Here is a 23,663-nt window from a genome sequence, read left to right on the forward strand (position 1 = left end):
TGGGAATGCTCCTTACAGCCCGGCTGCAGCCTTGACCTTGCCAAACACGGCGGTGTTGTCGAGTGAGCCGTGGAAGCTGTCCGCTCCCTGGCCGATGGCGCCGAGGAAGACATCGGTGCCGCCATGGGTCTCGTTGCCGATCTCGCCCACCTTGACCACTACCTCCTGGTGATAGTCGTTGGCGGAGACGGTGGCGTCATCCAGCGCGGCGACGTTGCTGCGCGGGCCATCCACCCGGCTGTAGCCGTTGCCAAAACCGATGATGGTGTAGGGCATGCCATCGGCATCCTTGCTCGGTTCGCCTGTCTCGTAGTTCCTCACCAGCCCGAGCACGCCCGGGTTGTCGGCCGTGGTCTTGCCGGTGCGCTTGGCATAGCCGTTGAGCACCAGGGTATGGTCGTGGTCGGCGGTGACCACTATCAGGGTGTTTTTCAGCTCGGGGTCGGTTTTCTTCACCTCGTCGATGGCGGCCTTGATGGCGTTGTCGAAGGCGAGGGTATCTTGCAGGGCGCGTTTGGCGTTGGTGTCGTGCAGGGCGTGATCGATGCGTCCCCCTTCCACCATCAGGAAGTAGCCCTTCTCTTTATCCTTGAGCTGCTTGATGGCAGCCAGGGTCATCTGGGTAAGGGAGGGCTCGCTGGCGGGCCTGTCCAGGTCATATTTCATGTGACTCGCCCCAAACAGCCCCAACAGCGGCTTGCCCGCCTCGGCCTTGTTCAGCTCGTCCAGGTTGCTGGCGAACTGGTAGCCCTTGGCCTGCATCTCGCTGATGAGGTTGCGGCCATCCTCCCGCTTGCCCTTGTCGGCTTTTGGCAGGAAGAAGCCGCTGCCACCGCCGAGCACCACGTCCAGTCCCTCTTTCAGGGCGCCGTTGTAACCGGTGCCGCCCGGCACCAGCTGGACGGCGATGTCATTTTCCAGATCCCGGTTGCAGATGTGGGCATAGGTGGCGGCCGGGGTGGCGTGGGTGACCCGGGTGCTGGTGACCACACCGGTGCCGCGGCCATCGGCCTTGGCCAGTTCCAGCAGTGTGGTCACCGGCTTGCCGGCACTCTTGCTGCACTCGCTCTCATAGGTGGCATCGCCGTCCATGCTGATGACACCGTTGTTGCTCTTGACCCCTGTCATGTAGGCTGCCATGGAAGGGGCCGAGTCTGTGACCTGGGAGTCGTGGGAGAAGGTCTTGATGAAGGCCGTCTCCGGCAGGGAATCTATGGTCAGACTGCCCTCTTCCCCGACGCCATAGATGCGGGCCGCAGTCAGGGTGTTGAGGCCCATGCCGTCACCGAGGAAGAAGATGACGTTCTTGGCGCCGGGTGCCTGGGTGTCGCTGTCGTTGTTGGAGTTGCAGCCGGCGGCCAGGGCGGCGCCGATCATCAATGCAAGTCCTGCCATTTTTCTCATTGGGGTTCGCTCCTTGTAAAACCTGAGCGAAGCCTAGAGGGATCAGATGACACTTTTAGTGGCTATCGATGACAATCCGGTGAAGGCAGGGTTTGAATGTGATGTTGTATCAATCAGTTATCTGCAAATCTCGGTCGAGTGACGCCAAGGTCTTCGCTGGCGGCAAGGGGGCGCGATCCTTGGTGGTTTGCGCTCATGAGGCTAGAATGGCCTGTCAAATCCGGGCATCCACAGGTAAAATACGCCCCCTTGCGACGCCTGACGTCCGCCATTGCCCGCCGCTCGTTCCATAGCAAGCCAGCGCCCGCAGCCCCTACAGAGAGTAACGGATATGTCCATCAACTGGTTCCCCGGCCACATGCACAAGGCCCGCAAAGAGATTGCCGAGGTCATGCCCCAGGTCGATGTCATCATAGAGATGCTCGATGCCCGCATCCCCTTCTCCAGCGAAAACCCGCTGGTGCCCGAGTTGCGCGGTGATACCCCTGTTATCAAGGTGCTGAACAAGGCCGATCTCGCTGACCCCGAGATCACGGCGCTGTGGGTGGCCCACATGGAAAAAGAGAAGGGGATCAAGGCGCTGCCGCTGACCCAGCAGGAGCCGGAGAAGATCAAGCAACTGCTGACCCTGTGCCACGAGATGCTGCCGGAGCGCAACTTCGACCTGCGCGGGGTGCGCGCCATGATCATGGGCATTCCCAACGTGGGCAAATCCACCCTGATCAATACCCTGGCGGGGCGCATCATCGCCAAGACTGGCAACGAGGCGGGGGTGACCAAGTCCCAGCAGCGGATCAAGCTCGACAACAACGTCATCCTGACCGATACCCCGGGCTTCTTGTGGCCCAAGCTCAACCCGCCCTCCTGCGGCTATCGGCTGGCGATCACCGCCGCCATCAAGGACACGGTATTCGACTACGCCGACATCGCCATGTTTGCCGCCGATTACTTCATCAAGGCCTATCCGGAGCGTGTCAAGGCGCGCTACCAGATAGCCGATCTGCCGGAAACCGAGATCGAGCTGCTGGAGCTGATCGCACGCCAGCGCGCCTTCATGCGCAAGGGGGGCCTGGCCGATCTGCACAAGGCGTCCGAGATCCTGGTGAACGAGTTCCGCGCAGGCTTCTTGGGTCGCATCTCGCTGGAAACCCCCGAGATGGTGAGCGCCGAGATAGTGGCGGCCGAAGAGGACGCGGCGCAGAAGGCCAAGGAGAAGGCCGAACGGGAAGACGAGCGTCAGGCGCGCGCCCGTCGCAAGTACGCCAGGAAGCGTCAGAAATAGCCGCTATTGTGCTTTATATAAAGAAGAGGCGACCCCGGGGTCGCCTCTTCTTTTAGGGCGTTCAGGGTCAGAACAGGGGCCAGGCAAGCCAGTGGTGCACCCATGGTCGACATGATGGTGTGTCCCTCGAACCGGTAGCCATTACCGGCCACTGTTTGTTTTTCCCGCCGGCTCTTGAGCGCCTGCAGCCCGTCGTCACACTCACGGTGTCGCTAAAGGTTGATGACGATGATCGACCGACCATGGCCCGCCAAGGCGGCCAAAGATCCGGTTAATCAAGGGGATAAGCCAGATATCGAAAGGGTGTCGTGCGGTGCCGATCAACGCGGCAACGCCTGCACGGAGAAAAACATCGCCTGCGTGATTTCAGGCCGATTGACAATGCCGTTGGCGGTGGCATGATGCGCTCGCATTTTGACTCTCCTCACGGTTTTATCCATGACCACATACACCCGGCCAGTGCTGTTGTTGCTCTGCGGCCTGCTGCTGCTGACCCTGGCCATCGCGGTGTTGAACACGCTAGTACCGCTCTGGCTTGCCCATGACAATCTGCCGACCTGGCAGGTGGGCATGGTCGGCTCCTCCTATTTTAGCGGCAACCTGTTGGGAACCCTGCTGGCGGGGGCGCTGATCAAGCACTGCGGGTTCAACCGCAGCTACTACCTGGCGTCCGTTCTCTTTGCCGCAGGCTGTGTCGGCTTGGGGCTCACCCTTGGCTTCTGGAGCTGGCTTACCTGGCGATTCATCGCCGGCATTGGCTGCGCCATGATCTGGGTGGTGGTGGAGAGCGCGCTGATGTGCAGTGGCAATGCGCGCAATCGCGGACGGCTGCTGGCCGCCTACATGATGGTTTATTACCTGGGAACCGTGCTTGGGCAACTGCTGGTCAGCAAGCTGTCGACCGCGCTGATGGATGTGCTGCCCTGGGTGACCGGGCTGGTATTGGCGGCTATCCTGCCGCTGCTGTTCACCCGCATCGTCAGTGAGCGCAGCGAACAGCAGGGGGCAACCCGGGTCTGGCCTATGCTGCGCCTGCGTCAGGCACGGCTCGGCGTCAACGGCTGCATCGTCTCCGGCATGGTATTGGGGTCGCTGTATGGCCTGATGCCGCTCTATCTGAACCACCGGGGGGTGAGTGATGCCGGCATTGGCTACTGGATGGCGGTGATGGTCAGTGCCGGCATCCTGGGGCAGTGGCCGATCGGCCGCCTGGCGGATCGGTTCGGGCGCCTGCAGGTGCTGCGGGTTCAGGTGTCGGTGGTGATCCTGGGCTCTGTGGCCATGCTCGGCACAGTGGCGATGGGCCCGGCGCTGTTCATCCTGGGGACTGCGGGCTTTACGCTCTATCCGGTCGCCATGGCGTGGGCCTGCGAGAAGGTCGAGCACCATCAGCTGGTGGCGATGAACCAGGCGCTGCTGCTGAGCTACACCATAGGCAGTCTGCTCGGCCCGGCCTGTACCGCACTCTTGATGCAACACTACTCGGATAATCTGCTGTTCATCGTGATCGCTGGTGTGTCGTGCATTTATCTGCTGATGTTGCTGCGCAAGCTGGGTGAACATCCGACGCCGGTGGCCCACGCCTGACGCTGCTCGCGCGTCGATGTGCAGCGCATGACGCGTTCACGGGTCGGCCTTGCTCATGGTGATCTCGGCACGGCGCAGTCGTGCCGCATATTAAAGAAGAGGCGGCCCCGGGGCCGCCTCTTCTTTTACGGGAACCCACTTTTACAGGAACCCAGATTTGGTCAGCAATCGGACCCTTTATGGCGCGTCCTGACCGAAGCGACGGCGCGCCTCTTCGAACAGGGAGAGGTGCAGTGGGATCAGCTGCTGCCAGTCGCGCCGATAACCGCCACCCGGTACGGCCGCAATGGGCAGTCCGTGCCGGTAGGCGCAGTCAAATACCATGGCATCGCGCTGGCGTACCCCCTCGTCGCTCAAGGCGAGATAGCCGAGCTCGTCGCCCTGGTGCACATCGACCCCGGCCTGATAGAGGATGAGGTCGGGGGAGTAGAGCCGCAGTGCCAGGTTGAGCGCCTCTGCCAGCGTGGTGAGGTAGGCATCGTCCGCCATGCCGCTTGGCAGGGCAAAGTCCATGTGGGAGGCGGGCTTGTGGCGGGGGAAGTTGTGCTCCCCGTGCAGGGAGAGGGTGATGATATCGCGCCGGCCCTGGCACAGTGCTGCACTGCCATCCCCTTGATGTACATCGAGATCGACGATCAGTACCTGCTCGCAGCGCCCTTCGTCCAGACAACCCTGGGCGGCGATCACCAGATCGTTGAACAGGCAGAAGCCGCTGCCAAAGTCCCGGTGGGCATGGTGATAGCCGCCGGAGATCTGCAGGCCGCAACCCTGTTCGAGGGCATGGCGGCTGGCGGCAAGGGTGGCGCCCACCGAGCGCAAGGTGCGTTCAATGAGCATGGGGGACCAGGGGAAGCCGAGCTGGCGGATGGCGCCCGTATCGAGGGTGCCGGCGAGGGCAGCATCCACATAGGCGGCATGGTGCACTCTTTTTATCTGCTCAGGGGTGGCTGCCGCGGCTTCTGTCAGCGGATAGCCGAGGTTGCCGAGGCGCTCAAACAGCGCCTGATACTTGGCCAGCGGGAAGCGGTGGCGCTCGGGCAGGGTCAGGGCGGAGTAGAGAGGGTGATAAAAGATGCGCAGTGACATGAAAGCAGGGCCTTGGCGGATATGAAGAAGGGGAGCCAGGCTCCCCTTCTTGCACCAGATGGCATTCAATACGCCATTACTGCTGCTGAATAACCCAGATCTGGAAGGCTTTGCGGGTTTCTGCATCGGCCTTGTTGTACCAGCTCTGCAGCTGGGTCAGGGCTTCCGGGTTGCTCTGAACCTTGCTCGGGGCAACCTGGACCGGCGCGCTGGCGGCGGCCATGACGGCGGCGCTGGAGACGGCGACCGTGGCTGGCTGGTTGAAGGCCTTGCCCATGCCCAGCAGCTCTTGCTGATAGTCACGGGTCAGCTGGAAGCCTTCGACTTTCGGCAGCACGAACTGTTCGCTGGCGACGACTTGACCGCTGCTCTTGTCTTTCAGGACCACTTTTTGATCCTTGACGAACTGCTTGGCTTCGGTTTCGTTGCGCGGCTTCTTGTAATCCAGCACCAGTTTCTGGTTGTCGGCGGCGGTGAAGTTGATCACCAGCGGCTCGGCGGTCACCAGCTTGGTGTCGCTGCGGCTGGAGTAGTTGCCTTCGAAGGCGACGACCAACTGATGATCACCCGCCTTGATGGGGTAGGTGCTGGTCTTGTCGAGCAGCTTGGGATTGATGGACTGACCATCGATCAGCTGGACGACATAGGGGTTGGTGACTTCCAATTGGGCATCGGCCAGGGCACTACCTGCCCACAACAGACCAGCCAGGGCCGGCACCAGAACAGTCAGTTTCATTTCATCTCCTTGAACAGTCAGGCGAGTGCCCACTGAAAAACAGGGGCTCATTTTTACAGGTTTGCCCAAGGGCAGCAATAGGCGTTTATGACGCCATGGATTGGCCCGGCTGCCCATCTTTCTATCAAAAGGGGTATGTGCCAGTCGGCCCTGCTCCCGCCGGGTGTCAGGACCCTATTCAATCCGGCGGCTGAACGGTGGCAGCGCATCGAGCAGCCCCTTGCCGTAGCGCTTGGTCAGCAGGCGCCGGTCGAGTATGGTGACCCGGCCCCTGTCCGCCTCCTTGCGAATGAGGCGGCCGCAGGCCTGAATCAGCTTGCGGGAGGCCTCCGGCACCGTCAGCTGCAGGAAGGGGTTGCCGCCCCGTTTCTCGACCCACTCGGCGGTGGCTTCTTCCACCGGCGAGTTGGGCACCGCAAAGGGCAGCTTGGTGATCACCAGGTTGGTGAGGTAGTGGCCGGGCAGGTCCAGCCCCTCCGAGAAGCTGCCGGTGCCAAACAGTATGCTGGCCTGGCCGCCGTCGCACTTTTGCTTGTGCAGGGTGAGCAGGGCATTGCGGGAGGCTTCTCCCTGTACCAGCAAGGAGAGCCCCTTGGCTCTCAGCCCCACCGCCACCTCGTTCATCTGCCGATAGGAGGAGAAGAGCACCAGGCTCGCCTCCTTGCCGGCCAGCAGGCGGGGCAGGGCGCTGATGAGCTCCTGGGTGAAGGCGGGGGAGCTGGGTTCATGCTCCATCCTGGGCAGATAGAGCTCGGCTTTCTGGTAATCAAACGGGGATCTCAGACGCAGATAACGGGTGCCGTCGTGCTCTTTCAGCCCTACCTGATGGCGAAAATAGCTGAATGAAGAGAGAGCCGTGAGGGTGGCCGACACCAGGACGGCGCCCAGACAGCGGGACCAGAGCCACTCCTCCAGCAGATAGCCCACTTCGATGGGGGAGGCGTGCAACCAGATGTCGCCGTCATCGCTCTTGGCCATCCAGCGGGCGAGCGGTGTCTTGCCCTCGGGCACATGGCGCCCCAGCATCTCCCACAGGGCGCAGAAACTCTCCAGCCGCTGCAGGTGAAAACCGGTTTCCGCCAGCAGGGGCTCGGCCTCCTTGCGCCGGATCTCGCCATCCTTCAACGCCTCGCCGATGGCGCCCTGCATCCGGTCCAGTGCCCGCAGCGCCTTCTTGCTCGCCTCCTTCAGGTTTTCCGCCAGCATGGGCAGGGGATCTGGCAGCACACCTTCGGTGAATCGATAGTGTGCCTCGCCATTGAACAGCCGGTCGTTGGCGCCGAGCCACTGCTCCAGTGCCTTGAGATCCGGTTGCAGGGAGGCCAGCGCATCCTGCAGCTTCAACTGGGGGTCGAGCAAGCTGTCCTTGTTCAGCGTCCTGGCCAGCTTGCCGGCACTCTGTACCAGCTTCTCCAGCCAGCGACGGGAGCCCTTGACGCTGGCCGAGGCGGCGCCGTGATCCCGGGCTATGGTCGGCAGGTGATGGGCCTCGTCCAGCACATAGAGACACTCGTCGGGGGGCGGCAATATGATGCCTCCGCCCATGGTGAGATCGGAGAGCAGCAGGGCATGGTTCACCACCAGCACATCGGCGGCATCCATGTCGTTGCGGGCGCGGTGGAAGGGACAGTGCTGATGATGGCTGAGCGCCTTGTTGCAGGTGTGGCGGTCGGCGGCGATGCGATCCCAGCACAGGTCCGGGATGGGCTTGGGCCAGTTGTCCCGGTCGCCATCCCATTTTCCGTCCGTATAAGCCTGCCACAGCGCCTGATAGCGCTCCTTGTCAGAATCTGACGGCTTGTGCTTGCTTAAGCTACCGAAATCGAGCTCGAAGTTGGCCATCTCGGTGCCGCTTGCCGCTTGTTCAAGCAGGTGTTCGCAGCAGTAGCGCTGGCGCCCCTTGACCAGCATGAAACGAAACGGCAGCTCGCTGTGACGGTGATAAAAGGGCAGGTCCTTGTGGATCAGCTGCTCCTGCAACGCGACGGTAGCGGTGGAGATCACCAGCTTCTTCTGGGTCAGGCGTGCCACCGGGATGGCACCCTGGGCATAGGAGAGGGATTTGCCGATGCCGGTGCCGGCTTCGGCCACCAGGATGCGACGCTGCTTGTCATACTCCCCCGTCAGGGTCTTGGCTATCTCCGCCACCAGAAAATTCTGCTCCTTGCGTGGCACAAAACCGGGTAAACCATCGGCGATTTGGCGATAGGTATTGCGAATGGCGGCTTTGAGGCGGGTAGACAGCATGAAAGAAAAGACCGTTGCGGGGGGTGAAGAAGGACAGGATACCCGTAACTGCCAACCCGGGTCGAGGCATGGTGCAACGCACAGATCAGACCTCTTCTTCTATTTATAAGGCGGGCCCTCGTTACTGTGCGATAAATCACCAGCATGGGCCGCTAAAGCCAGCCATTATCGCTGTAAACGTTTTCCCAAGAGGTGCAAACAATGTGGGATTCAGGTCACAAATTTTCCGCTATGACTATGCTTTTCGTAAAAAGTTCCAAGTTTTTTCATTGCGGATTGGAAAACCCGGTGCTAGTCTCGGGCCCCATAGTGATGCAAAGAACATCGCTAACACAGGGAATAACAACAACTTAGTGTTTAATTACAGTAGGCATTGGAAACTATGAAAAAGACAATTCTGGCTATTGCTATCCCGGCTCTGTTTGCATCCGCCGCTAACGCTGCAGTGATCTATGACAAAGACGGTACCACTTTTGACGTATACGGCCGTGTTCAGGCTAACTACTACGGTGAGCACAACACAGCAGACTCTAAAGCTGCTTCTGGCTTCAAAGATGTTGATAGTGAACTGCAGGGTTCTACCCGTCTGGGTTGGTCCGGTAAAGTTGCACTGAACAACACTTGGTCCGGTATCGCCAAGACCGAGTGGCAAGTTGCTGCTGAAAACTCTGGCAACAAGACCAGTGATATCGACCCGCGTCATATCTACGCCGGTTTTGATGGTTCCCAGTACGGCAAAATCATCTTCGGTCAGACCGATACCGCGTTCTACGACGTGCTGGAACCGACCGATATCTTCAACGAATGGGGTGATGTAGGTAACTTCTATGACGGTCGTCAAGAAGGCCAAGTTATCTACTCCAACACCTATGGTGGTTTCAAGGGCAAGCTGTCCTATCAAACTAACGATGATGTTGCCGTCAAGGTAGCCGACATCGGTCAAAGCATCAAAGAAACCGCAGTTTATGGTGAAGATGTAAAGCGTAACTACGGTTATGCCGCTGCTGCCGGTTATGACTTCGACTTCGGTCTGGGCCTGAACGCAGGTTATGCTTACTCTGATCTGGAAAATAGCAAGACCAACACTACTGGCGACAAGAAAGAGTGGGCACTGGGTGCACACTACGCCATCAACGGCTTCTACTTCGCTGGTGTTTATACTCAGGGTGACCTGAGCTATGACACCACCACCGGTGGTGACAAGGACAAGGGCCGTGGCTACGAGCTGGCTGCCTCCTACAACGTTGATGCTTGGACCTTCCTGGCTGGCTACAACTTTGCTGAAGGTAAAGCAAACTCCAACGTATCTGGTGCCGAATACAAAGACGTCATTGACGAAACCCTGCTGGGCGTACAGTACTCTTTCACTTCCAAGCTGAAAGCCTACACAGAGTACAAAATCCAAGGTATCGACAAGCTGGACGACGAATGGACTGTCGCCCTGCAATACAACTTCTAATCCAGCCTCTGCGCTGATTTAGTTGGTAAACGGCCAAGCTTGCTTGGCCGTTTTGTTTTATCTGCTGCCTGTTATGTCATTGCCCGCTTTCGCCCGCGTTAATCACTTCCCCTTGATCTCTTTGGCCTGCGCCAGCTCACGTTGTCTCTTTTTTGTCCTTGGCTCCCGGCCGCTGAATCGCTAGATTATTCAACTCGTTGAAGGACGCTCGACAAACAGGGAAGGACGACGCTTGATTGACTTCAGTCACCCGCAATGGCGGGAACTGGCCCGCCAGCTACTGGATCACTCCCCCCAGGTGATCCGGGCTCGCCAGTATCTGCCGCTGGTAGGCCTGCTCAAGGACAACCAGTTGCTGCTCGCCCTTGGCAATCACAGCTATGAACTGACCCCGGCCGGGCGGCGCTATCTGACCCGCGAACTGACGCTAGCCGAAATTGTCACTGCGCCGCCGACCCCCGAGGAGTGGCTGCAGGCCCATGGCTGGCAGCTTGGTGAGCGAGTCAATGAGCGAGTACTGGCGGCGCTCTATCGCAAACCGGAGGCAACCTTCAGCCCCAACGAGCAGATCGATTTCGAGGACAAGGGCATTCGGCTCTGCGCCGATCAGCTGCTGCGCTTGCGTGCGCCGCAGCCCTTCAGCCTGTTTTTCAGCGGCGGAACCCTGCTCGATGCGGCCCCCTGGTTGCAGGCATTGGGGGAGCTTGCCTTGCCTGAGCGTACCCTGGTCGGGCTTGGCAAGATCCTGTGGGGAGAGGGGAATATCGAGCGGGTGATCACCACCGACAGCGTTGGTGCCTTTGCCGAGCTGGCGCTCTGTGACGGCTCCCTGCTGGTATGGGCGCCCACGACGGCGCAAGTCGCCCTGCAACAGGTCGTGGCCGCTCTGCCGCCCAATGTACAGTGGAGCCACCTCACTTCACTCGATCCCGCCGGTGTGGATCGGACATTGACGCTGGCCCAGCGGCTGGGCCGTCCGGCCAGCTGGTGGCTGCCAACTGCCTTCTCCCCCATAGTGTCGGCCTATGCCCTGCCGTTGGGTGATGGCCGCCCCTGGGAGCCGAGTCGGATCCCCAAGCCATTGTTAGCAGTTTGTAGCGGTTTGGTTGAGTCCAATGGTGGCTTGTCCGCCGAGGTGTGCGCGCTGGCGCCAGAGTGGCATGCGGTCGGTTGATATTGCCGCAGATGTCGTTGAGAAAGCGGTTTTCCCCCATTGAGCGCGATGATATAAAGAGTTGACGAAGCGCTCGCCAAACGGGCGCTTTCGTGTGTCACAGACGGTTTGCCGACACGCTTTGCCACCCAACGAACTCAACGGAATACAGGGAATACCATGTTTGAAAAGGTTGTTGCCGCCCCAGCGGATCCGATCCTGGGCCTGACCGAAGCCTTCCGCGCTGACTCTCGCAGCCACAAGATCAATCTGGGGGTCGGGATCTACAAGGATGAGACCGGTGCCACCCCTATCCTTCACTGTGTCAAGAAAGCCGAGCAGAAGCTGCTCACCGACGAGAAGACCAAGAATTACCTCGGTATCGAAGGCAATATCGAATACGGCCGCATAGTGCAGCAACTGCTGTTCGGACAGGCGTCCGCCTTGATCGCCAGCGGCCGTGCCAAGACAGCCCAGGCGCCGGGCGGTACCGGTGCCCTGCGCATCGCCGCCGAGTTCGTGGTGCGCAACGGGCTGGCCAAGACCATCTGGATTTCCGATCCCACCTGGGCCAACCACGTCAGCGTGTTCCAGGCTGCCGGTTTGACCGTCAAGTGGTACAAGTACTACGACGCCGCCACCAAGGGGCTCGACTTTGCCGCCATGCAGGCGTCGCTCAGTGACGTACAGGCCGGTGAGCTGGTGTTGCTGCACGGCTGCTGCCACAACCCGACCGGTATCGATCCGACGACCGAGCAGTGGCGCGCCCTGGCCAAGCAGAGTGCCGCCGCCGGCTGGCTGCCGCTGTTTGACTTTGCCTATCAGGGTTTCGCCCGTGGTATCGAAGAGGATGCCGAGGGTCTGCGCATCTTCGCCGAGTGTCACGACGAGCTGCTGGTGGCGAGCTCTTTTTCCAAGAACTTCGGCCTCTACAACGAACGGGTCGGCGCCTTCACCCTGGTCAGCGCGACCAAGGCGATTGCCGACGTGGCCTTCACCCAGGTCAAGACCGTCATCCGAGCCAACTACTCCAACCCGCCGTCACACGGCGCTGCCGTGGTGACCACCATCGTCAGTGACCCGGCCCTTTATGCCGAGTGGGTGGAAGAGGTGGCGGCCATGCGGGTGCGCATTCGCGAGATGCGCGAGCTGCTGGTGGAGAAGCTGGCTACCCTCGGTGTGAGCCAGGACTTCAGCTTCATCCGCGAACAGAACGGCATGTTCTCCTTCTCCGGTCTCTCCAAGGATCAGGTTGAGCGCCTCAAGAGCGAGTTTGCCATCTACATCGTCGGTTCAGGCCGGATCAGCGTGGCCGGGATCACCCGCGCCAACATAGATCCGCTGTGCGACGCCATCGCCAAGGTGCTGTAACAGAGGCGAGCAGGCTGCACTTGACATCACCCGCGTCAGATAGCATAGATCCGCTGTGTGACGCCATCGCCAAGGTGCTGTGATGCTCCAGCCGTGATGGCTGAGTGTTTGCGTAGGTGATGTTGCCAGAGCAGTAAAAAGCCAGCCGGGGAGACCCGGCGGGCTTTTTCGTTCCTGCTGTTTTCACCTCAGCGGCGTCGCTTGTTGCCCCCCAGCAGGGAGCCGAGTACCCCGCGTACCAGCTGGCGCCCCACCTCGCTGCCTATGGTGCGAGCCACGCTCCTAGCGGCGGTCTGCACCACGCCGTCGTGCTGGCCACCGCGCGGGCCTGTGCGGCCAAACAGGATGCCATTGAGGGTATCGAGCAGACCGCCTTCGGCGTCGGTCTTGGTTTCGCCATCCGGTGTGGCGGCAGCCTTGCCGCCATTGAGCCGCTCGAAGGCTGAATCCCGGTCCTCGGTCTTTTCATATCGGCCGTAGAGCAGGGAGCCCCGGATCAGGGCCAGCCGATCGGCCTCGCTCAAGGGCCCAATGCGGCTGGCGGGCGGTGCTATGAAGGCGCGCTCCACCACGCTGGGCCGTCCCTTCTCATCGAGCAATGAGACCAGGGCCTCGCCCACCCCCAGTTCGGTAATGGCGCCGGCCGCATCGAAGGCCGGGTTGGCCCGCAGTGTGTTGGCGGCGATCCGTACCGCTTTTTGATCGCTCGGGGTGAAGGCGCGCAGCGCGTGCTGCACCCGGTTGCCGAGCTGCCCCAGCACGCTGTCGGGAATATCGGCCGGGCTCTGGGTCACGAAGTAGACGCCGACCCCTTTCGAGCGGATGAGGCGCACTACCAGCTCTATCTTCTCCAGCAGCGCCTTGGGGGCATCGTTGAACAACAGATGAGCCTCGTCGAAGAAGAATACCAGCACCGGCTTGTCCGGGTCGCCCACCTCGGGCAGTTGTTCGAACAGCTCCGACAACAGCCAGAGCAGGAAGCAGGCATAGAGCCGGCTGGACTGGGTCAGCTTGCTCGCCGCCAGCACATTGATGTGGCCGTGACCGGCTTCGTCGGTCTGCAACAGATCCTGAATGTCCAGCATGGGCTCGCCGAAGAAGTGATCGCCCCCCGCGCTCTCCAGAGTGAGCAGGTTGCGCAGTATGGCGCCGATGGAGGCGGTCGACACATTGCCATAGCGGGTGGTCAGGGATTTGGCGTTCTCCCCGGCAAACTGCACCATGGCGCGCAGATCTTTGAGGTCGAGCAGCAGCAGGCCCTCGTCGTCCGCCACCTTGAACACCAGCTCCAGCACCCCGCTCTGGGTATCGTTAAGGCCGAGCAGCCGGGCCAGCAGCAGGGGGCCCATGTCGGAGACGGTGGCCCGCACCGGGTGCCCCTGCTCGGCAAACAGATCCCAGAACAGGGCGGGACTGGCGGCAAAGACGGGAGCCGGCATGGCGAGCTGGGCCAGACGGGCATCCAGCTTGCTGGATGGGGTGCCGGCGGCGCCCAGTCCACTCAAGTCCCCCTTCACATCCGCCAGAAAAACCGGTACCCCGAGGCGGGAGAAGCCCTCTGCCAGCACCTGTAGGGTGACGGTTTTGCCCGTGCCTGTGGCGCCCGTGATGAGGCCGTGGCGATTGGCCATGGCGGGCAGCAGGGAGAGGGGTTGGCCATTGGCATAGGCCAGCGTCAGCGGTTCTGTCATGGTGGGCTCCTTGTCCTGGCAGGTGGCGCGCAGCAGTTAGCTACAAGGAGTGTGGCGGAAGAGCCAAATGATGGCAAGAGAGGGGATATCAGGGGCACCCTCTTGTCAGGACAAGGGCTGTCCTGACAAGAAGCCGGTCAGCGTGCGCGCGCCAGCTTGGCCAGTTGCAGCAGCAGCAGGGTGAGGAGGCCGCCGCAGGCGGCGGTCAGCACCGCCAGCAAGAGGCTGCCGAGCAGGAAGGGAGGCACCAGGGTCGCCGCCTCCTGTTCCAGCCAGTGCAGGGACCAGGTGAGATGAAACGGCTCCGGCGTCTTGTGCAGCACCAGACAGCCGGTGCGGTAGGCATAGAGATACATGAAGGGGAGCGTCACCGGGTTGTTGAACCAGACCGCCAGCAGGGCCAGCGGCAGGTTGAGGCTGAAGGCCAGTGCCAGAGCGACGGCGATCAGCGAATGCATGGGGACCGGGATCCAGCAGGCGAAGAGGCCGGCTGCCACGGCGCCGCTCAGGGCCCGTGCACCCCCCTGCCAGAGGGCGGGTGCCAGCAGGCGTTCACCAAACAGGGCGAACCACTTCTGTTGGCGCAAGGTGTCCGGATCTATCTTGAAACGGGCAAACCAGCGGCTCAGCATGCCCGCGCCTCCTTGCGCTTTTGCCACTGGCGTACCGTGCTGATGCGCCAGAAGGTGCGGATCAGGGCATAGCCGATCAGCGAGCTCAGCAGGGCGAGCACCAGGGAGCCCAGCAGCAGGGGCGGGGCCAGTGTCTCGAATACCGACACCAGCCAGGCCCAGGTGAACTCGATGTCGATGTGCTGGGAAGGTTGTCCCAGCAGCTGGCAGCCGGTCAGGTAGGCGCCGTAAAACAGGGGCGGCATGGTAAAGGGGTTGGAGAGCCAGACCAGGGCGACCGAGAGGGGCAGATTGACCCGACAGGCGATGGCGCCACCGGCCGCCAGCAGCATCTGGCAGGGGAGGGGGATCCAGGCCATGAAGAGGCCGACCGCGAACGCGCCGGCGGCGGAGCGCCGGTTGAGATGCCACAGATTGGCATCGAGCAGCAGCTTGCCGAACAGCCGCAAGTGCTTGTGTTCCTTGAGTCTCTCTTGATCAGGCATCCAGCGTTTTATGAGTCGTTTGGGCATATTGAAACCTTGCTAAATACTTGCACCATGGATCTGCGCTTGTTGTCGTTTGCCTTGGGGGCAAGCTCCTCGCTACTCTGGCCATGGTTACCTTCATGGGAATGGGGGGGCCTGATGCTGCTGATCGCGCTCCCCCTCGCCTGTTGTCGCTGTTGGCGTCTGCTGTTTCTGCTGCTCGGCATCCTCTGGATGCAGGCCAGTCTGCAGTACCGGCTCGCCTGGCTGGATCAGCTGGAGGCGCAGGCGAGCCACATCATAACCGCACGCTTGCAAAGTGCAGAGCCCGAGGGCGATAAATTTGTCCGGCTGCTGCTGCGGGTGGCGTCTCTCGATGGTCAGGCGCTGACCCCGGCGCCGCTGGTGCGGATCAATGCCTACCAGACCCTGCCCGCTCTGCCGGCGGGCAGCCAGGTGACGCTGGTGGTCTCTCTCAAACCGGCCCATGGGCTGGCCAACGAGGCGGGCATGGATGGACGGCGCCTGTTGCTGGGCAAGGGCATCACAGCCACCGGCAACCTGCGCCGCATCATAAAGACGCAGGCCGCCGCGCCGGGCTGGCGGGATCGCTGGCTGGCTGAGGCCGCCGCCAGCTGGCAGGGGCTGACCCATGCTCCCCTGTTGTCGGCACTCACCTTTGGCGAGCAGAGCGGCATCACGGATGAGCAGTGGACGCTGTTTCGCGGCAGCGGGCTGACCCATATCATCGCCATCTCGGGGCAGCACATAGCGCTGGTGGCCGTGCTGGGCTGGTGGCTCGGGCGGTTGTTCGGGCTGCGGGGGGCCATACTGGTCGCCCTGCTGTTTGCCGCCGTTTACAGCTGGCTGGCGGGATTTGCGGTGGCCACCGAGCGGGCCCTCATCATGGTGCTGGTGTGGAGCCTGCTGCGCTGGCACCGGCGCGAGTGGCCCGCTTATCGCATCTGGCTGTGGGCCTTTGTAGCGCTGGTGTTGTGGGATCCCTTCGCCCTCTACTCGGCCGGCTTCTGGCTCTCGTTTCTGGCGGTGGCCCTGCTGCTGGCGGCGGGTTATCTGGAGGACAAACCCGGTCTGGTGCGGCTGCAGGGCTTGCTGCTGCTCGGCTTGCTGCCGCTGCAACTGGCCTTGTTCGAGGGCATAGCGCCGCTGGCGCTGCTGCTCAATCTGCTGGCGTTGCCGCTGTTTTGCATCGGGATCATTCCGCTGGCGCTGATCGGCGTCCTGCTGGCACCGCTCTGGGGCTGGCTGGCCCACGGCTTGTTCTGGCTGGCGGATCTGGGGTTGCAGTGGGTGTTGTGGGGGCTGACGCAACTGGCCAGCCAGTGGCAGCTCTGGTGGCCCGTGCCGGGCTGGGTGGTGCCGGTCAGCGCCCTGCTGACTCTGCTCTGGTGCGCTTGGCACGTGCCGGGGGCTCGCCCGCTGGTTATTCCCGTTGCCGCGGCCTGCTTGCTTGCCGCCTGGCCCATGCCAACGGGCTGGCAAGTGAGGGTGCTGGATGTGGGACAGGGCTTGTCCGTGCTGATCACCCGAGGGGAGCGTGGCATCCTCTACGACACCGGCGATCGTTATCCCGGCGGCTACAACATGGCGGATGCCGCCATCCTGCCGCTGCTCAACCGGCTCGATGTGCAGGTGCTGGATTATCTCGTCATCCCTACGTACTGTTACGATTGATCTGAGAGGTGTTGAGAGAATTTACATTAATAACAATAAGATAAGTGTTTTTCTCACTTTTCAATAGATTTTCTCAATTCCTGTTGAAAAAGGTCTTTTCTCTACAGATTTTTCACACTTTTCCTTTCAGTGTAAAACTCACCATTTTGCTCAATGGTCTGCTAGTCGGTCATGCTGATTGTGTATAAGTTTTTAAAAAAATAATGCGCATGTCCACATATGAGACTTACATCATTGTTGTGTTACTCAAGCTTAGATATCATAAAAATGATAAATCTATCATGGGAACAAGTAGATGGCTGAAACTAAGAATATAGATGAGATGGCAGCAATAATTTCTGACAAAATTTTCACTGAAATGAAGTGGAAATTGAACATAAACTATATGGATATTAATTGGAAGTGCTGTGATGAAATTCACGATAAAGATACACATCCAACTGACCTAGTATTCTCGTATGTAGACCCATATACAGAATTGACGCAGTACATACAAACAGATTTGAAGTCTTATCAAAAGTCATCTATCAGCCCACTGAAAATTGGCAATGCAATAAAAAGTTTGGCAATGCAGGTAAAATGTGCACGCGAAAGTGCTGAATGGGCTGGCTTTTATCGTGAAGGTGAAAGCAAGTATGGACTACATGGCATGCTATTCATCTATAATAATGATGATGCATATGATCGTGATTTGCTCGAAACTATTGAAAGCAAATCTACGCATGACTACATAATGCCTAAAGATTCAACACTAAATATTTTCACTCCAAAATTGATTCGCTTTTTAATGACGGTGGTTGAAAATATAAAAGAACGTCGAAATATTGAAACTGATGAATCTGACGCAAGTGTCTGGAAAAAGATACCTAAGCGAGAACAATGCAGCTTCTATTATCCAGATAAACATAATAAATGTGTTTCTGACTCTCAACATCATTCTGCAACCATTGAAATGATTACATCAGGAATTCTGTTATATTCATATGAGCACCCGATTCATAAGAAAAAAATATTGAATATTTTTTGGGATGAGCTTATCGACTCAGAAAGCTACTTCATCTATCTATTTGAATTTATTTTTAATTATCAGATGTTAAATTTGTTTGAAAGAATATATGTTATAACTCCCTTTTCACCAACATCTCTGATGTATTTTACAAAAGCACAGAAAATATATAATTCCCAGTACGCGATCACTGAAACACAACGAGATAAGCTGGGTAAAGTAGAATTAATTAGTATGGATACAATTAAGACATCATTATTTCCATATCCAATTCTTAGCAAAGGAATTAGCCGTCATTTGATTAAAGGGGATGCATAATGCTAAAATATAAATCAACTATATTTTCAGATGAAAATGATATATATGTTGCTCTACAATCAAATCGGGCTAAATTATCACCAAGCTCACTTCGTAAGTTAGCTTTTAGACGTGGAATTATATATCCATCGACATTGGAACGTGAAGATCTTATAAGTCGGATTTCAGATTTGCCATTTTCATATTCGCAACTACAAGAACTGACTAACAAGTTGACACCGAAAATTAATCGAGATCAGTATTCTGTAAAAAGAATTACTGGTAAATTTGAGTTGTCAAAAATAAATGATGTGGTTGAAAAAGTAGTAGAAGGTCGTCCGCGGTTCATGGGAGCTGAAAATATTACGCACAGTAAATCTATTCAATCATATTATATCGAAGTGGATTATACAGAATTTGATTTTACTCGTGGTAAGTATCAACAGAAAAAACGACATGGAGGCTACATACAATTTTTAGAAAAAAATGGGTATATTTCAATACAATTTACTTATACAAAGCGTATACAAGAGATTCTAGATGGTGTTATTCAAATGTATCGTGATACTGTAAGTAGTGATATATCAGTTCACAATATAGATCTATCAACGGTTGTTGATGCAGGTTTACGCAACCGATTCATGGTCAATATTTATGATATGACTGCTCCTTTCCTATTTCTTGAATTAGAGAAAGTTCGTATCAGTAAGGTTCATTCAATTTTAGACGCTTCACTAGATGAATCAAAATCAACGGCGGACTTGGATAATGAGCTTCTTGATTATGAAGATAGTACAGATGACTTGTTAGATAATACGGATGATCGCGAGTACAGCATAGATAATGTTCAGTTTGATGGTTCATCATTAAATGATGCTGACGAAGTGAATAAACTTTGTAACGACGACTTTTATCGTAGTCGCATAAAATGGAAGTCAAAAGCATTAAATATAACAGGCAAGCCAATCATTACATTTGAATTGGCTTTTGATGATAAATATCAAGCCAAAGACCTAAAATTTAGGATTCTTGGTAAAGAGCCGATAGATGGAAAAGGTGGTAAGGAGGCCGTAGATGGGGCAGACTTCGATTTGATAATGCGTGACTTAGAGGGCATTATATTTAGTGCCTTAGATGACATTCTAACAGAGCATGGAAGTGTAGAACTAGCCCAAAAGGATGTTAGCAATGCTTAAAATTAAGATTTATCAAATTGAAAACAAGACTTCGAAACAGGCTATATACGAAAACCTTAGAAATAACTTGTATTCTGATGAAGTTGGATTTGGCTTCGAGTTGATAGATGATAATGAACATAACTTTATTGTTCAGTTTGTTGAGCGCGTCATTAACAAAATTGAAGTGGAGTCAGTCGATGGCGATGTTTCTGAAATTGAATCGGTATCATATGTAAGAATAAAATTTGGAGTTAGGTTTGATACAAAAAATGCTTTATACATAATAAATCCACCTCGTAGTATGAAGTATCTATTTGAGATGATCCGTTTGTTGTTCGGTTCAACAAGTAAATTAAAACCATTAGAGTTGGACTTAAAACAAATATTGAAGGAATTTGATGTTAAATTTGAGATTTTGATTAAGTCCATGTCACTATCTAATATTCAGTGTGATCTTAACACTGTCGCTAAAACAACAGTGGCTAGTACTAAAGATTTGCATGATTTTTATTTGAAGGAATATAGTAAAACATCTGCTGTTATAGATGCTGTGAATCTGTTATTGGATGGAGTTAATCTTGAGCTGTCTAGGACGGGGCGATTTCGAATGCCAGATGCTTATGTACAAAAATTTATGCTAATGCTTGATGATTCAATACAGTGAAGTACAGTAAATATTTGCTATTATTAATAGGGTGTCAGTGTTCAGGAGGTGTCCTATTTGTACAGATCTAGTTATCACCTGACACCGGCCTCAAACCGGTGTCTTGTTTACGCTACTTTAGTGCGCACTTCCTTCGGTATCAATTTCAGACCCTTCTTGAACATGCTGTAGGGGGTCTGACCCTCCATCATCCTGCCCTGATGTGGCCGCTGGGTGTTGTAGTGTTCCAGATAGCTATCCAGGTCTGTCTGCATCTGCTCCTCCGACTCATACCAAGTCGTTCTCCCCTTGATACGGAAGTGTTCATCAGCAAGGTTCGATGTAGCCGCTCGATAAAGCCGTTGCTCTGCGGCCTGCGCACCTTGGTTGTCCGGTGCTCAATCCCCTCCAGTTGCAGGAACAGCTCGTAGGGATGATGGTCAGGGCGCCCGCAGAACTCGCGCCCGTTGTCCGACAGGATGGTATAGACCCGTGCCTCGTGGGTTTCAAAGAATGGCAGCACCGTTTCGTTGAGCACATGGACCGAGGTGATGGGCAGCTTGCTCTACACAGAGCAGACCATCTGCACCTTCCTGATGCTGATGCTCAAGGGGATTTTCAGCCTCACTCTGTAAGTTCATAGACCTGAGCAATCAGCGGGAAGGAAACTTTAGCCATTTCCCATACTCAACTTGCCAAGCACAGCTAAACAGCTCAGAAGGTGTGGAAAATAGCCACAAAGCTGATTCGTATGGCAACTAATTAACGGTTGCTATATGGGAAACATCTAAAATTCACGAGCTCGAACGAACTCCTTGGTTGGACGGTGGTGGAAATGCCCTTGATTTCCGGCCAGAAGGCCAACTGTGGGAGAACTAAGTATGGGAAATGGCTAAAGTTGGTTGCATCAGGAGGGACTATGGGAAAGGTCGTATGGGAAACACCTAAAGTTAGCGGACTTGAACGAGTCCTCTCTGTTGGGCTGTAGTGGAAATGATCCCTGATCTCCGGCCAGAAAACCAACGGTGGGAGAACTAAGTATGGGAAATGGCTAAAGTTGGTTGCATCAGAAGGGACTATGAGAAAGGTCGTATGGGAAACACCTAAAGTAATCGGACTTGAGCGAACCCTCTCTGTTGGGCAACACTGGAAATGATCCCTGATCTCCGGCCATAAAACCAACTATGGGAGAGTTAAGTATGGGAAATGGCAGAAGTTGGTTGCATCAGAAGGGACTATGGGAGAGGTAATATTGGAAATATATAAATCATAAGACTTTGTTTTTAAAGGAAATGCATCAAAACTTAACAGGGGAGTATGGGAAACACCTAAAGTTCTGCATGTATCAATTAGCTCACCACACAACGCCCAACCACTAACGTGCTCCTTTTATATGTTTTTCGTGAGATATTGTTATGGCTATCTTTAAGACAATCTTTGGAAGTCGGAGCGCAACCATTATGACTTACCCAGTATATCGTCCTAACCACCCGCGATCATCTGCTCACAACCTTGCTTTATACCTAGACATTCCGAGCGACCCATTGGGCGTTCATTTATGGATTGTTGCAGGTATTGCACCTGAGATCCTCATTCGGCTCGTTGAATTAGTCAGGTCTGACATTCAGACGATTTGTCATCTATCTGGGATTAGTCGAAGTACTGTAAACCGCAAGCTCAGGCATGGAATTCCTCTATCTTTAACGCAAGGAACCAAAATATACGGAGTTATACGAGTACTTGACGCGACAATCTCGCTACACGATGGTGATCTTGCGATGGCAATGTCATGGTTAAATTGCTCGGCAAAAGGGCTTGGGGGTGAGAAGCCTGCGAGCGTTTTGACTACGGCAATGGGAGTCCAGGCTGTGGTCGATCTCATTGGCCGGATCGAACATGGTATTGTGTCATAAATCCTGACTAAATGGCTGTTGAACACTATCTTTTGGAGGGTATGGCACGAAAGTGTGGGAATAGATAAAAATTATCGTTCTGCAGGCCCACTAACTGGTTTTTTTATCAACTCTATTCGGAATCCCAATACATTTGCCAGTTTTGTTATTGTGGAAAAACTGGGGTTCCCTTGACCTGACAAGACATCATAGATGTTATCGCTGCTTATTTTGGCATCCCTCGCAAGTTGACTAATGCTCCGAGAACGGGCGATATTGCCGAGAGCAACACCAATCATCGACGGATCACCATCCTCCAATACAGCTTCAAGATAGGCCTTTATATCTTGCTCATTTCGCAGATAGACTGCTGTGTCATAGTGGCTAAATGTTACATGTTTTCCTGCCATCACTTACCCCTCTGCACCTTAGCCAAGCCGATTATGCTCAATTATTTGCATACATCCTACCCGATTTTCATCCTACACTATAAGTCTAGCTCGGTGAAGCTTGCCGTGCTTGGATTTGGATGTCGTTATTTAGCCCACGTTACGTGGGTAAAGCATCATCCTGTTATCGTGAGACACAGATCTATCTACCATCTCCAGATGGAAAAAGGATTTTATCCTACGGCCTGTGTTTCTCCAAATTTTGGCAGGCCAGCCCACCCACCATTTGATTTGTTGATTTCAATTGACACCTCATCGCGCTGCGATTGCGATATAGCGTTTGGTTAAGGGGTGGGCTTTAGGCCGTCCCGGTGAGTGAAGCGAGCAGTTTTAACCAGTTGTTATACATCATTAACGATCACTTCAATGACTTGGGTTTTTACTTTGAGATATTCATACGCGGCTCTAGTTTTATGTATGAAGGCGGCATCACGAGAGAATATATAATCTGAAAATGAAGCTATAGCGGCGTGCTCCGCATCACTCATTGCCGCAGTGAATCTTCTGTCATGTTTCATCTTAGAATCAGGGTGGTAGCCGATAACATTTAATATGTTGTATATAGCGGTCACCTTTTCATGTAAAAACATTTCCCTGTTGTAAATTGGGTTTATTGATATACCCAAAAATTGCTCTATTGAAAAAACACTCTCCTTGTAGCCATCAAGAGATTTATAGATGCTCCAGATTTTCTCTATTACATTTGGTGGTTGAATGTTGTTCAGCTGTACTGGCCCGACATTCATATGGTTGCGGTATGTCTGAATGCCGGAATAGTTTAATTCATCTTTTATGTGTTTACGCAACTCAGCTGTTGATTGGGCAAGGGCCTCGTTGAAGCTGTTTTGCATTTCTTTTGTATAGCTAGAAACAGCAGATTCTATCCCAGGAACTAAACCCTTTATCTCATCAACCTGGTCTGAAATATAGCTCATTAGGTGACTAAATGAATCTACTTGCTCTCTGTTGATATTATCAAAGTCGCTTCCTGCTCGGCCCCCATAGAATTTAAGCAATGATTGTGCTGTAGCTTTTTCCATCATCTCATAAACCGGTTCAATGTTTTTGCAGTAACTTTCAAATTCATCAAACGGATTTGATTTTCTTAATATTGCTTTGTCAGTTATCTGAAAGCTATCAGTGATTTGGATTTGAAGATGCATCGCCTCCAAACTTTCAAGAACCTCAAGAAATTCCGAGCCTCTAGTTCCTGTTCTTTTGACTTCCTTGAGTGTCTCGTTTGAATAAATAATCTGATATTTTTCTTTTAGTTCTGACGCAAATGGCAAATCTCTTTTTTTCACAAAAACATCAATTATATTATGGTCTAAATATGCTGTCGGCTTCCCAGTATAAATATTGTTCGGAGTTTTCACGCAATATCCTTA

19 protein-coding genes and 2 pseudogenes are annotated in these 23,663 nt (G+C 55.2%); 11 read left to right on the forward strand and 10 right to left on the reverse strand.

The genetic code is table 11. The features are described from left to right. Positions 1-12: 12 nt before the first annotated feature. Positions 13-1,404: an alkaline phosphatase gene (locus IU367_RS07615; RefSeq protein ID WP_274453879.1), complete on the reverse strand. Its 1,392-nt coding sequence runs from the start codon at positions 1,402-1,404 to the stop codon at positions 13-15. Between the two features lie 331 nt (positions 1,405-1,735). Here IU367_RS07615 and ylqF point away from each other — a divergent pair, with 331 nt between their 5' ends. The 3 genes from ylqF (at position 1,736) to IU367_RS07630 (ending at position 4,273) form a co-directional block, all read left to right on the forward strand. Next, a complete protein-coding gene (gene ylqF / locus IU367_RS07620) occupies positions 1,736-2,686 on the forward strand; it encodes a ribosome biogenesis GTPase YlqF (RefSeq protein WP_043137435.1) in 951 nt (316 codons plus the stop codon). 228 nt (positions 2,687-2,914) lie between these two features. Next, positions 2,915-3,088 carry a hypothetical protein gene (locus IU367_RS07625; protein WP_274453880.1) on the forward strand — a complete coding sequence of 58 codons (174 nt, stop codon included), beginning with the start codon at positions 2,915-2,917 and terminating at the stop codon, positions 3,086-3,088. Between the two features lie 36 nt (positions 3,089-3,124). After that, positions 3,125-4,273, forward strand: coding sequence for an MFS transporter (locus tag IU367_RS07630; RefSeq protein WP_274453881.1), 1,149 nt, complete (start codon positions 3,125-3,127; stop codon positions 4,271-4,273). Positions 4,274-4,450: 177 nt separating this feature from the next. Here the strand turns inward: IU367_RS07630 and IU367_RS07635 are convergent, their stop codons facing one another. The 3 genes from IU367_RS07635 to dinG form a co-directional block, all read right to left on the reverse strand. Then, positions 4,451-5,359 carry a histone deacetylase family protein gene (locus IU367_RS07635; RefSeq protein ID WP_274453882.1) on the reverse strand — a complete coding sequence of 303 codons (909 nt, stop codon included), beginning with the start codon at positions 5,357-5,359 and terminating at the stop codon, positions 4,451-4,453. Positions 5,360-5,435: 76 nt separating this feature from the next. Further along, positions 5,436-6,095 carry a YccT family protein gene (locus IU367_RS07640; protein ID WP_241279860.1) on the reverse strand — a complete coding sequence of 220 codons (660 nt, stop codon included), beginning with the start codon at positions 6,093-6,095 and terminating at the stop codon, positions 5,436-5,438. Positions 6,096-6,269: 174 nt separating this feature from the next. Beyond that, the gene (dinG, locus tag IU367_RS07645; RefSeq protein ID WP_043137422.1) at positions 6,270-8,342 is read right to left on the reverse strand and encodes an ATP-dependent DNA helicase DinG; all 2,073 of its coding nucleotides are present in this window, start codon (positions 8,340-8,342) and stop codon (positions 6,270-6,272) included. A 382-nt stretch (positions 8,343-8,724) separates the two neighbouring features. Here dinG and IU367_RS07650 point away from each other — a divergent pair, with 382 nt between their 5' ends. The 3 genes from IU367_RS07650 (at position 8,725) to IU367_RS07660 (ending at position 12,325) form a co-directional block, all read left to right on the forward strand. After that, positions 8,725-9,801: a porin gene (locus IU367_RS07650; protein ID WP_241279861.1), complete on the forward strand. Its 1,077-nt coding sequence runs from the start codon at positions 8,725-8,727 to the stop codon at positions 9,799-9,801. Positions 9,802-10,033: 232 nt separating this feature from the next. Beyond that, positions 10,034-10,975 carry a hypothetical protein gene (locus IU367_RS07655; RefSeq protein ID WP_241279862.1) on the forward strand — a complete coding sequence of 314 codons (942 nt, stop codon included), beginning with the start codon at positions 10,034-10,036 and terminating at the stop codon, positions 10,973-10,975. A gap of 159 nt (positions 10,976-11,134) precedes the next feature. After that, positions 11,135-12,325 carry an amino acid aminotransferase gene (locus IU367_RS07660; protein ID WP_241279863.1) on the forward strand — a complete coding sequence of 397 codons (1,191 nt, stop codon included), beginning with the start codon at positions 11,135-11,137 and terminating at the stop codon, positions 12,323-12,325. A gap of 188 nt (positions 12,326-12,513) precedes the next feature. On the opposite strand, the gene IU367_RS07665 is transcribed toward IU367_RS07660, so the two are convergent. The 3 genes from IU367_RS07665 to IU367_RS07675 all read right to left on the reverse strand — a co-directional run bounded on the left by IU367_RS07665 (position 12,514) and on the right by IU367_RS07675 (position 15,160). Next, complete coding sequence (locus IU367_RS07665) at positions 12,514-14,016, reverse strand: helicase HerA-like domain-containing protein (RefSeq protein WP_241279864.1); 1,503 nt, start codon at positions 14,014-14,016, stop codon at positions 12,514-12,516. Positions 14,017-14,153: 137 nt separating this feature from the next. After that, positions 14,154-14,648 carry a DUF2062 domain-containing protein gene (locus IU367_RS07670; RefSeq protein ID WP_098983574.1) on the reverse strand — a complete coding sequence of 165 codons (495 nt, stop codon included), beginning with the start codon at positions 14,646-14,648 and terminating at the stop codon, positions 14,154-14,156. Beyond that, a complete protein-coding gene (locus IU367_RS07675) occupies positions 14,642-15,160 on the reverse strand; it encodes a DUF2062 domain-containing protein (RefSeq protein ID WP_043137408.1) in 519 nt (172 codons plus the stop codon). Before IU367_RS07675 ends, IU367_RS07670 begins: the two co-directional genes overlap by 7 nt. Here IU367_RS07675 and IU367_RS07680 point away from each other — a divergent pair. The 4 genes and pseudogenes from IU367_RS07680 to IU367_RS07695 form a co-directional block, all read left to right on the forward strand. Then, positions 15,098-16,789 (forward strand): annotated as a pseudogene (locus tag IU367_RS07680) (DNA internalization-related competence protein ComEC/Rec2); the annotation flags it as partial. The gene IU367_RS07675 and the pseudogene IU367_RS07680 overlap by 63 nt on opposite strands. A 316-nt stretch (positions 16,790-17,105) precedes the next feature. Next, on the forward strand, positions 17,106-18,134 hold the full coding sequence (locus IU367_RS07685) for a PD-(D/E)XK nuclease domain-containing protein (RefSeq protein ID WP_274453883.1): 1,029 nt from the start codon (positions 17,106-17,108) through the stop codon (positions 18,132-18,134). Continuing rightward, positions 18,134-19,309 carry a hypothetical protein gene (locus tag IU367_RS07690; RefSeq protein WP_274453884.1) on the forward strand — a complete coding sequence of 392 codons (1,176 nt, stop codon included), beginning with the start codon at positions 18,134-18,136 and terminating at the stop codon, positions 19,307-19,309. Before IU367_RS07685 ends, IU367_RS07690 begins: the two co-directional genes overlap by 1 nt. Beyond that, the gene (locus IU367_RS07695; RefSeq protein ID WP_274453885.1) at positions 19,302-19,955 is read left to right on the forward strand and encodes a hypothetical protein; all 654 of its coding nucleotides are present in this window, start codon (positions 19,302-19,304) and stop codon (positions 19,953-19,955) included. The genes IU367_RS07690 and IU367_RS07695 overlap by 8 nt, the downstream gene beginning before the upstream one ends. Positions 19,956-20,062: 107 nt before the next feature. Here the strand turns inward: IU367_RS07695 and IU367_RS07700 are convergent. After that, positions 20,063-20,499 (reverse strand): annotated as a pseudogene (locus IU367_RS07700) (IS481-like element ISAs19 family transposase); the annotation flags it as partial. A gap of 895 nt (positions 20,500-21,394) precedes the next feature. Here IU367_RS07700 and IU367_RS07705 point away from each other — a divergent pair. Further along, the gene (locus tag IU367_RS07705) at positions 21,395-21,847 is read left to right on the forward strand and encodes an antitoxin Xre/MbcA/ParS toxin-binding domain-containing protein (RefSeq protein ID WP_274454358.1); all 453 of its coding nucleotides are present in this window, start codon (positions 21,395-21,397) and stop codon (positions 21,845-21,847) included. Positions 21,848-21,918: 71 nt separating this feature from the next. Here the strand turns inward: IU367_RS07705 and IU367_RS07710 are convergent, their stop codons facing one another. Beyond that, positions 21,919-22,236 carry an addiction module antidote protein gene (locus tag IU367_RS07710; RefSeq protein ID WP_274453886.1) on the reverse strand — a complete coding sequence of 106 codons (318 nt, stop codon included), beginning with the start codon at positions 22,234-22,236 and terminating at the stop codon, positions 21,919-21,921. A gap of 380 nt (positions 22,237-22,616) precedes the next feature. After that, entirely contained in the window at positions 22,617-23,651 is a 1,035-nt protein-coding gene (locus tag IU367_RS07715; RefSeq protein WP_274453887.1) for a hypothetical protein, read from the reverse strand. Between the last annotated feature and the right edge of the window lie 12 nt (positions 23,652-23,663).

The organism is Aeromonas bestiarum (assembly GCF_028751155.1).
Classification (GTDB): Bacteria; Pseudomonadota; Gammaproteobacteria; order Enterobacterales; family Aeromonadaceae; genus Aeromonas; species Aeromonas bestiarum.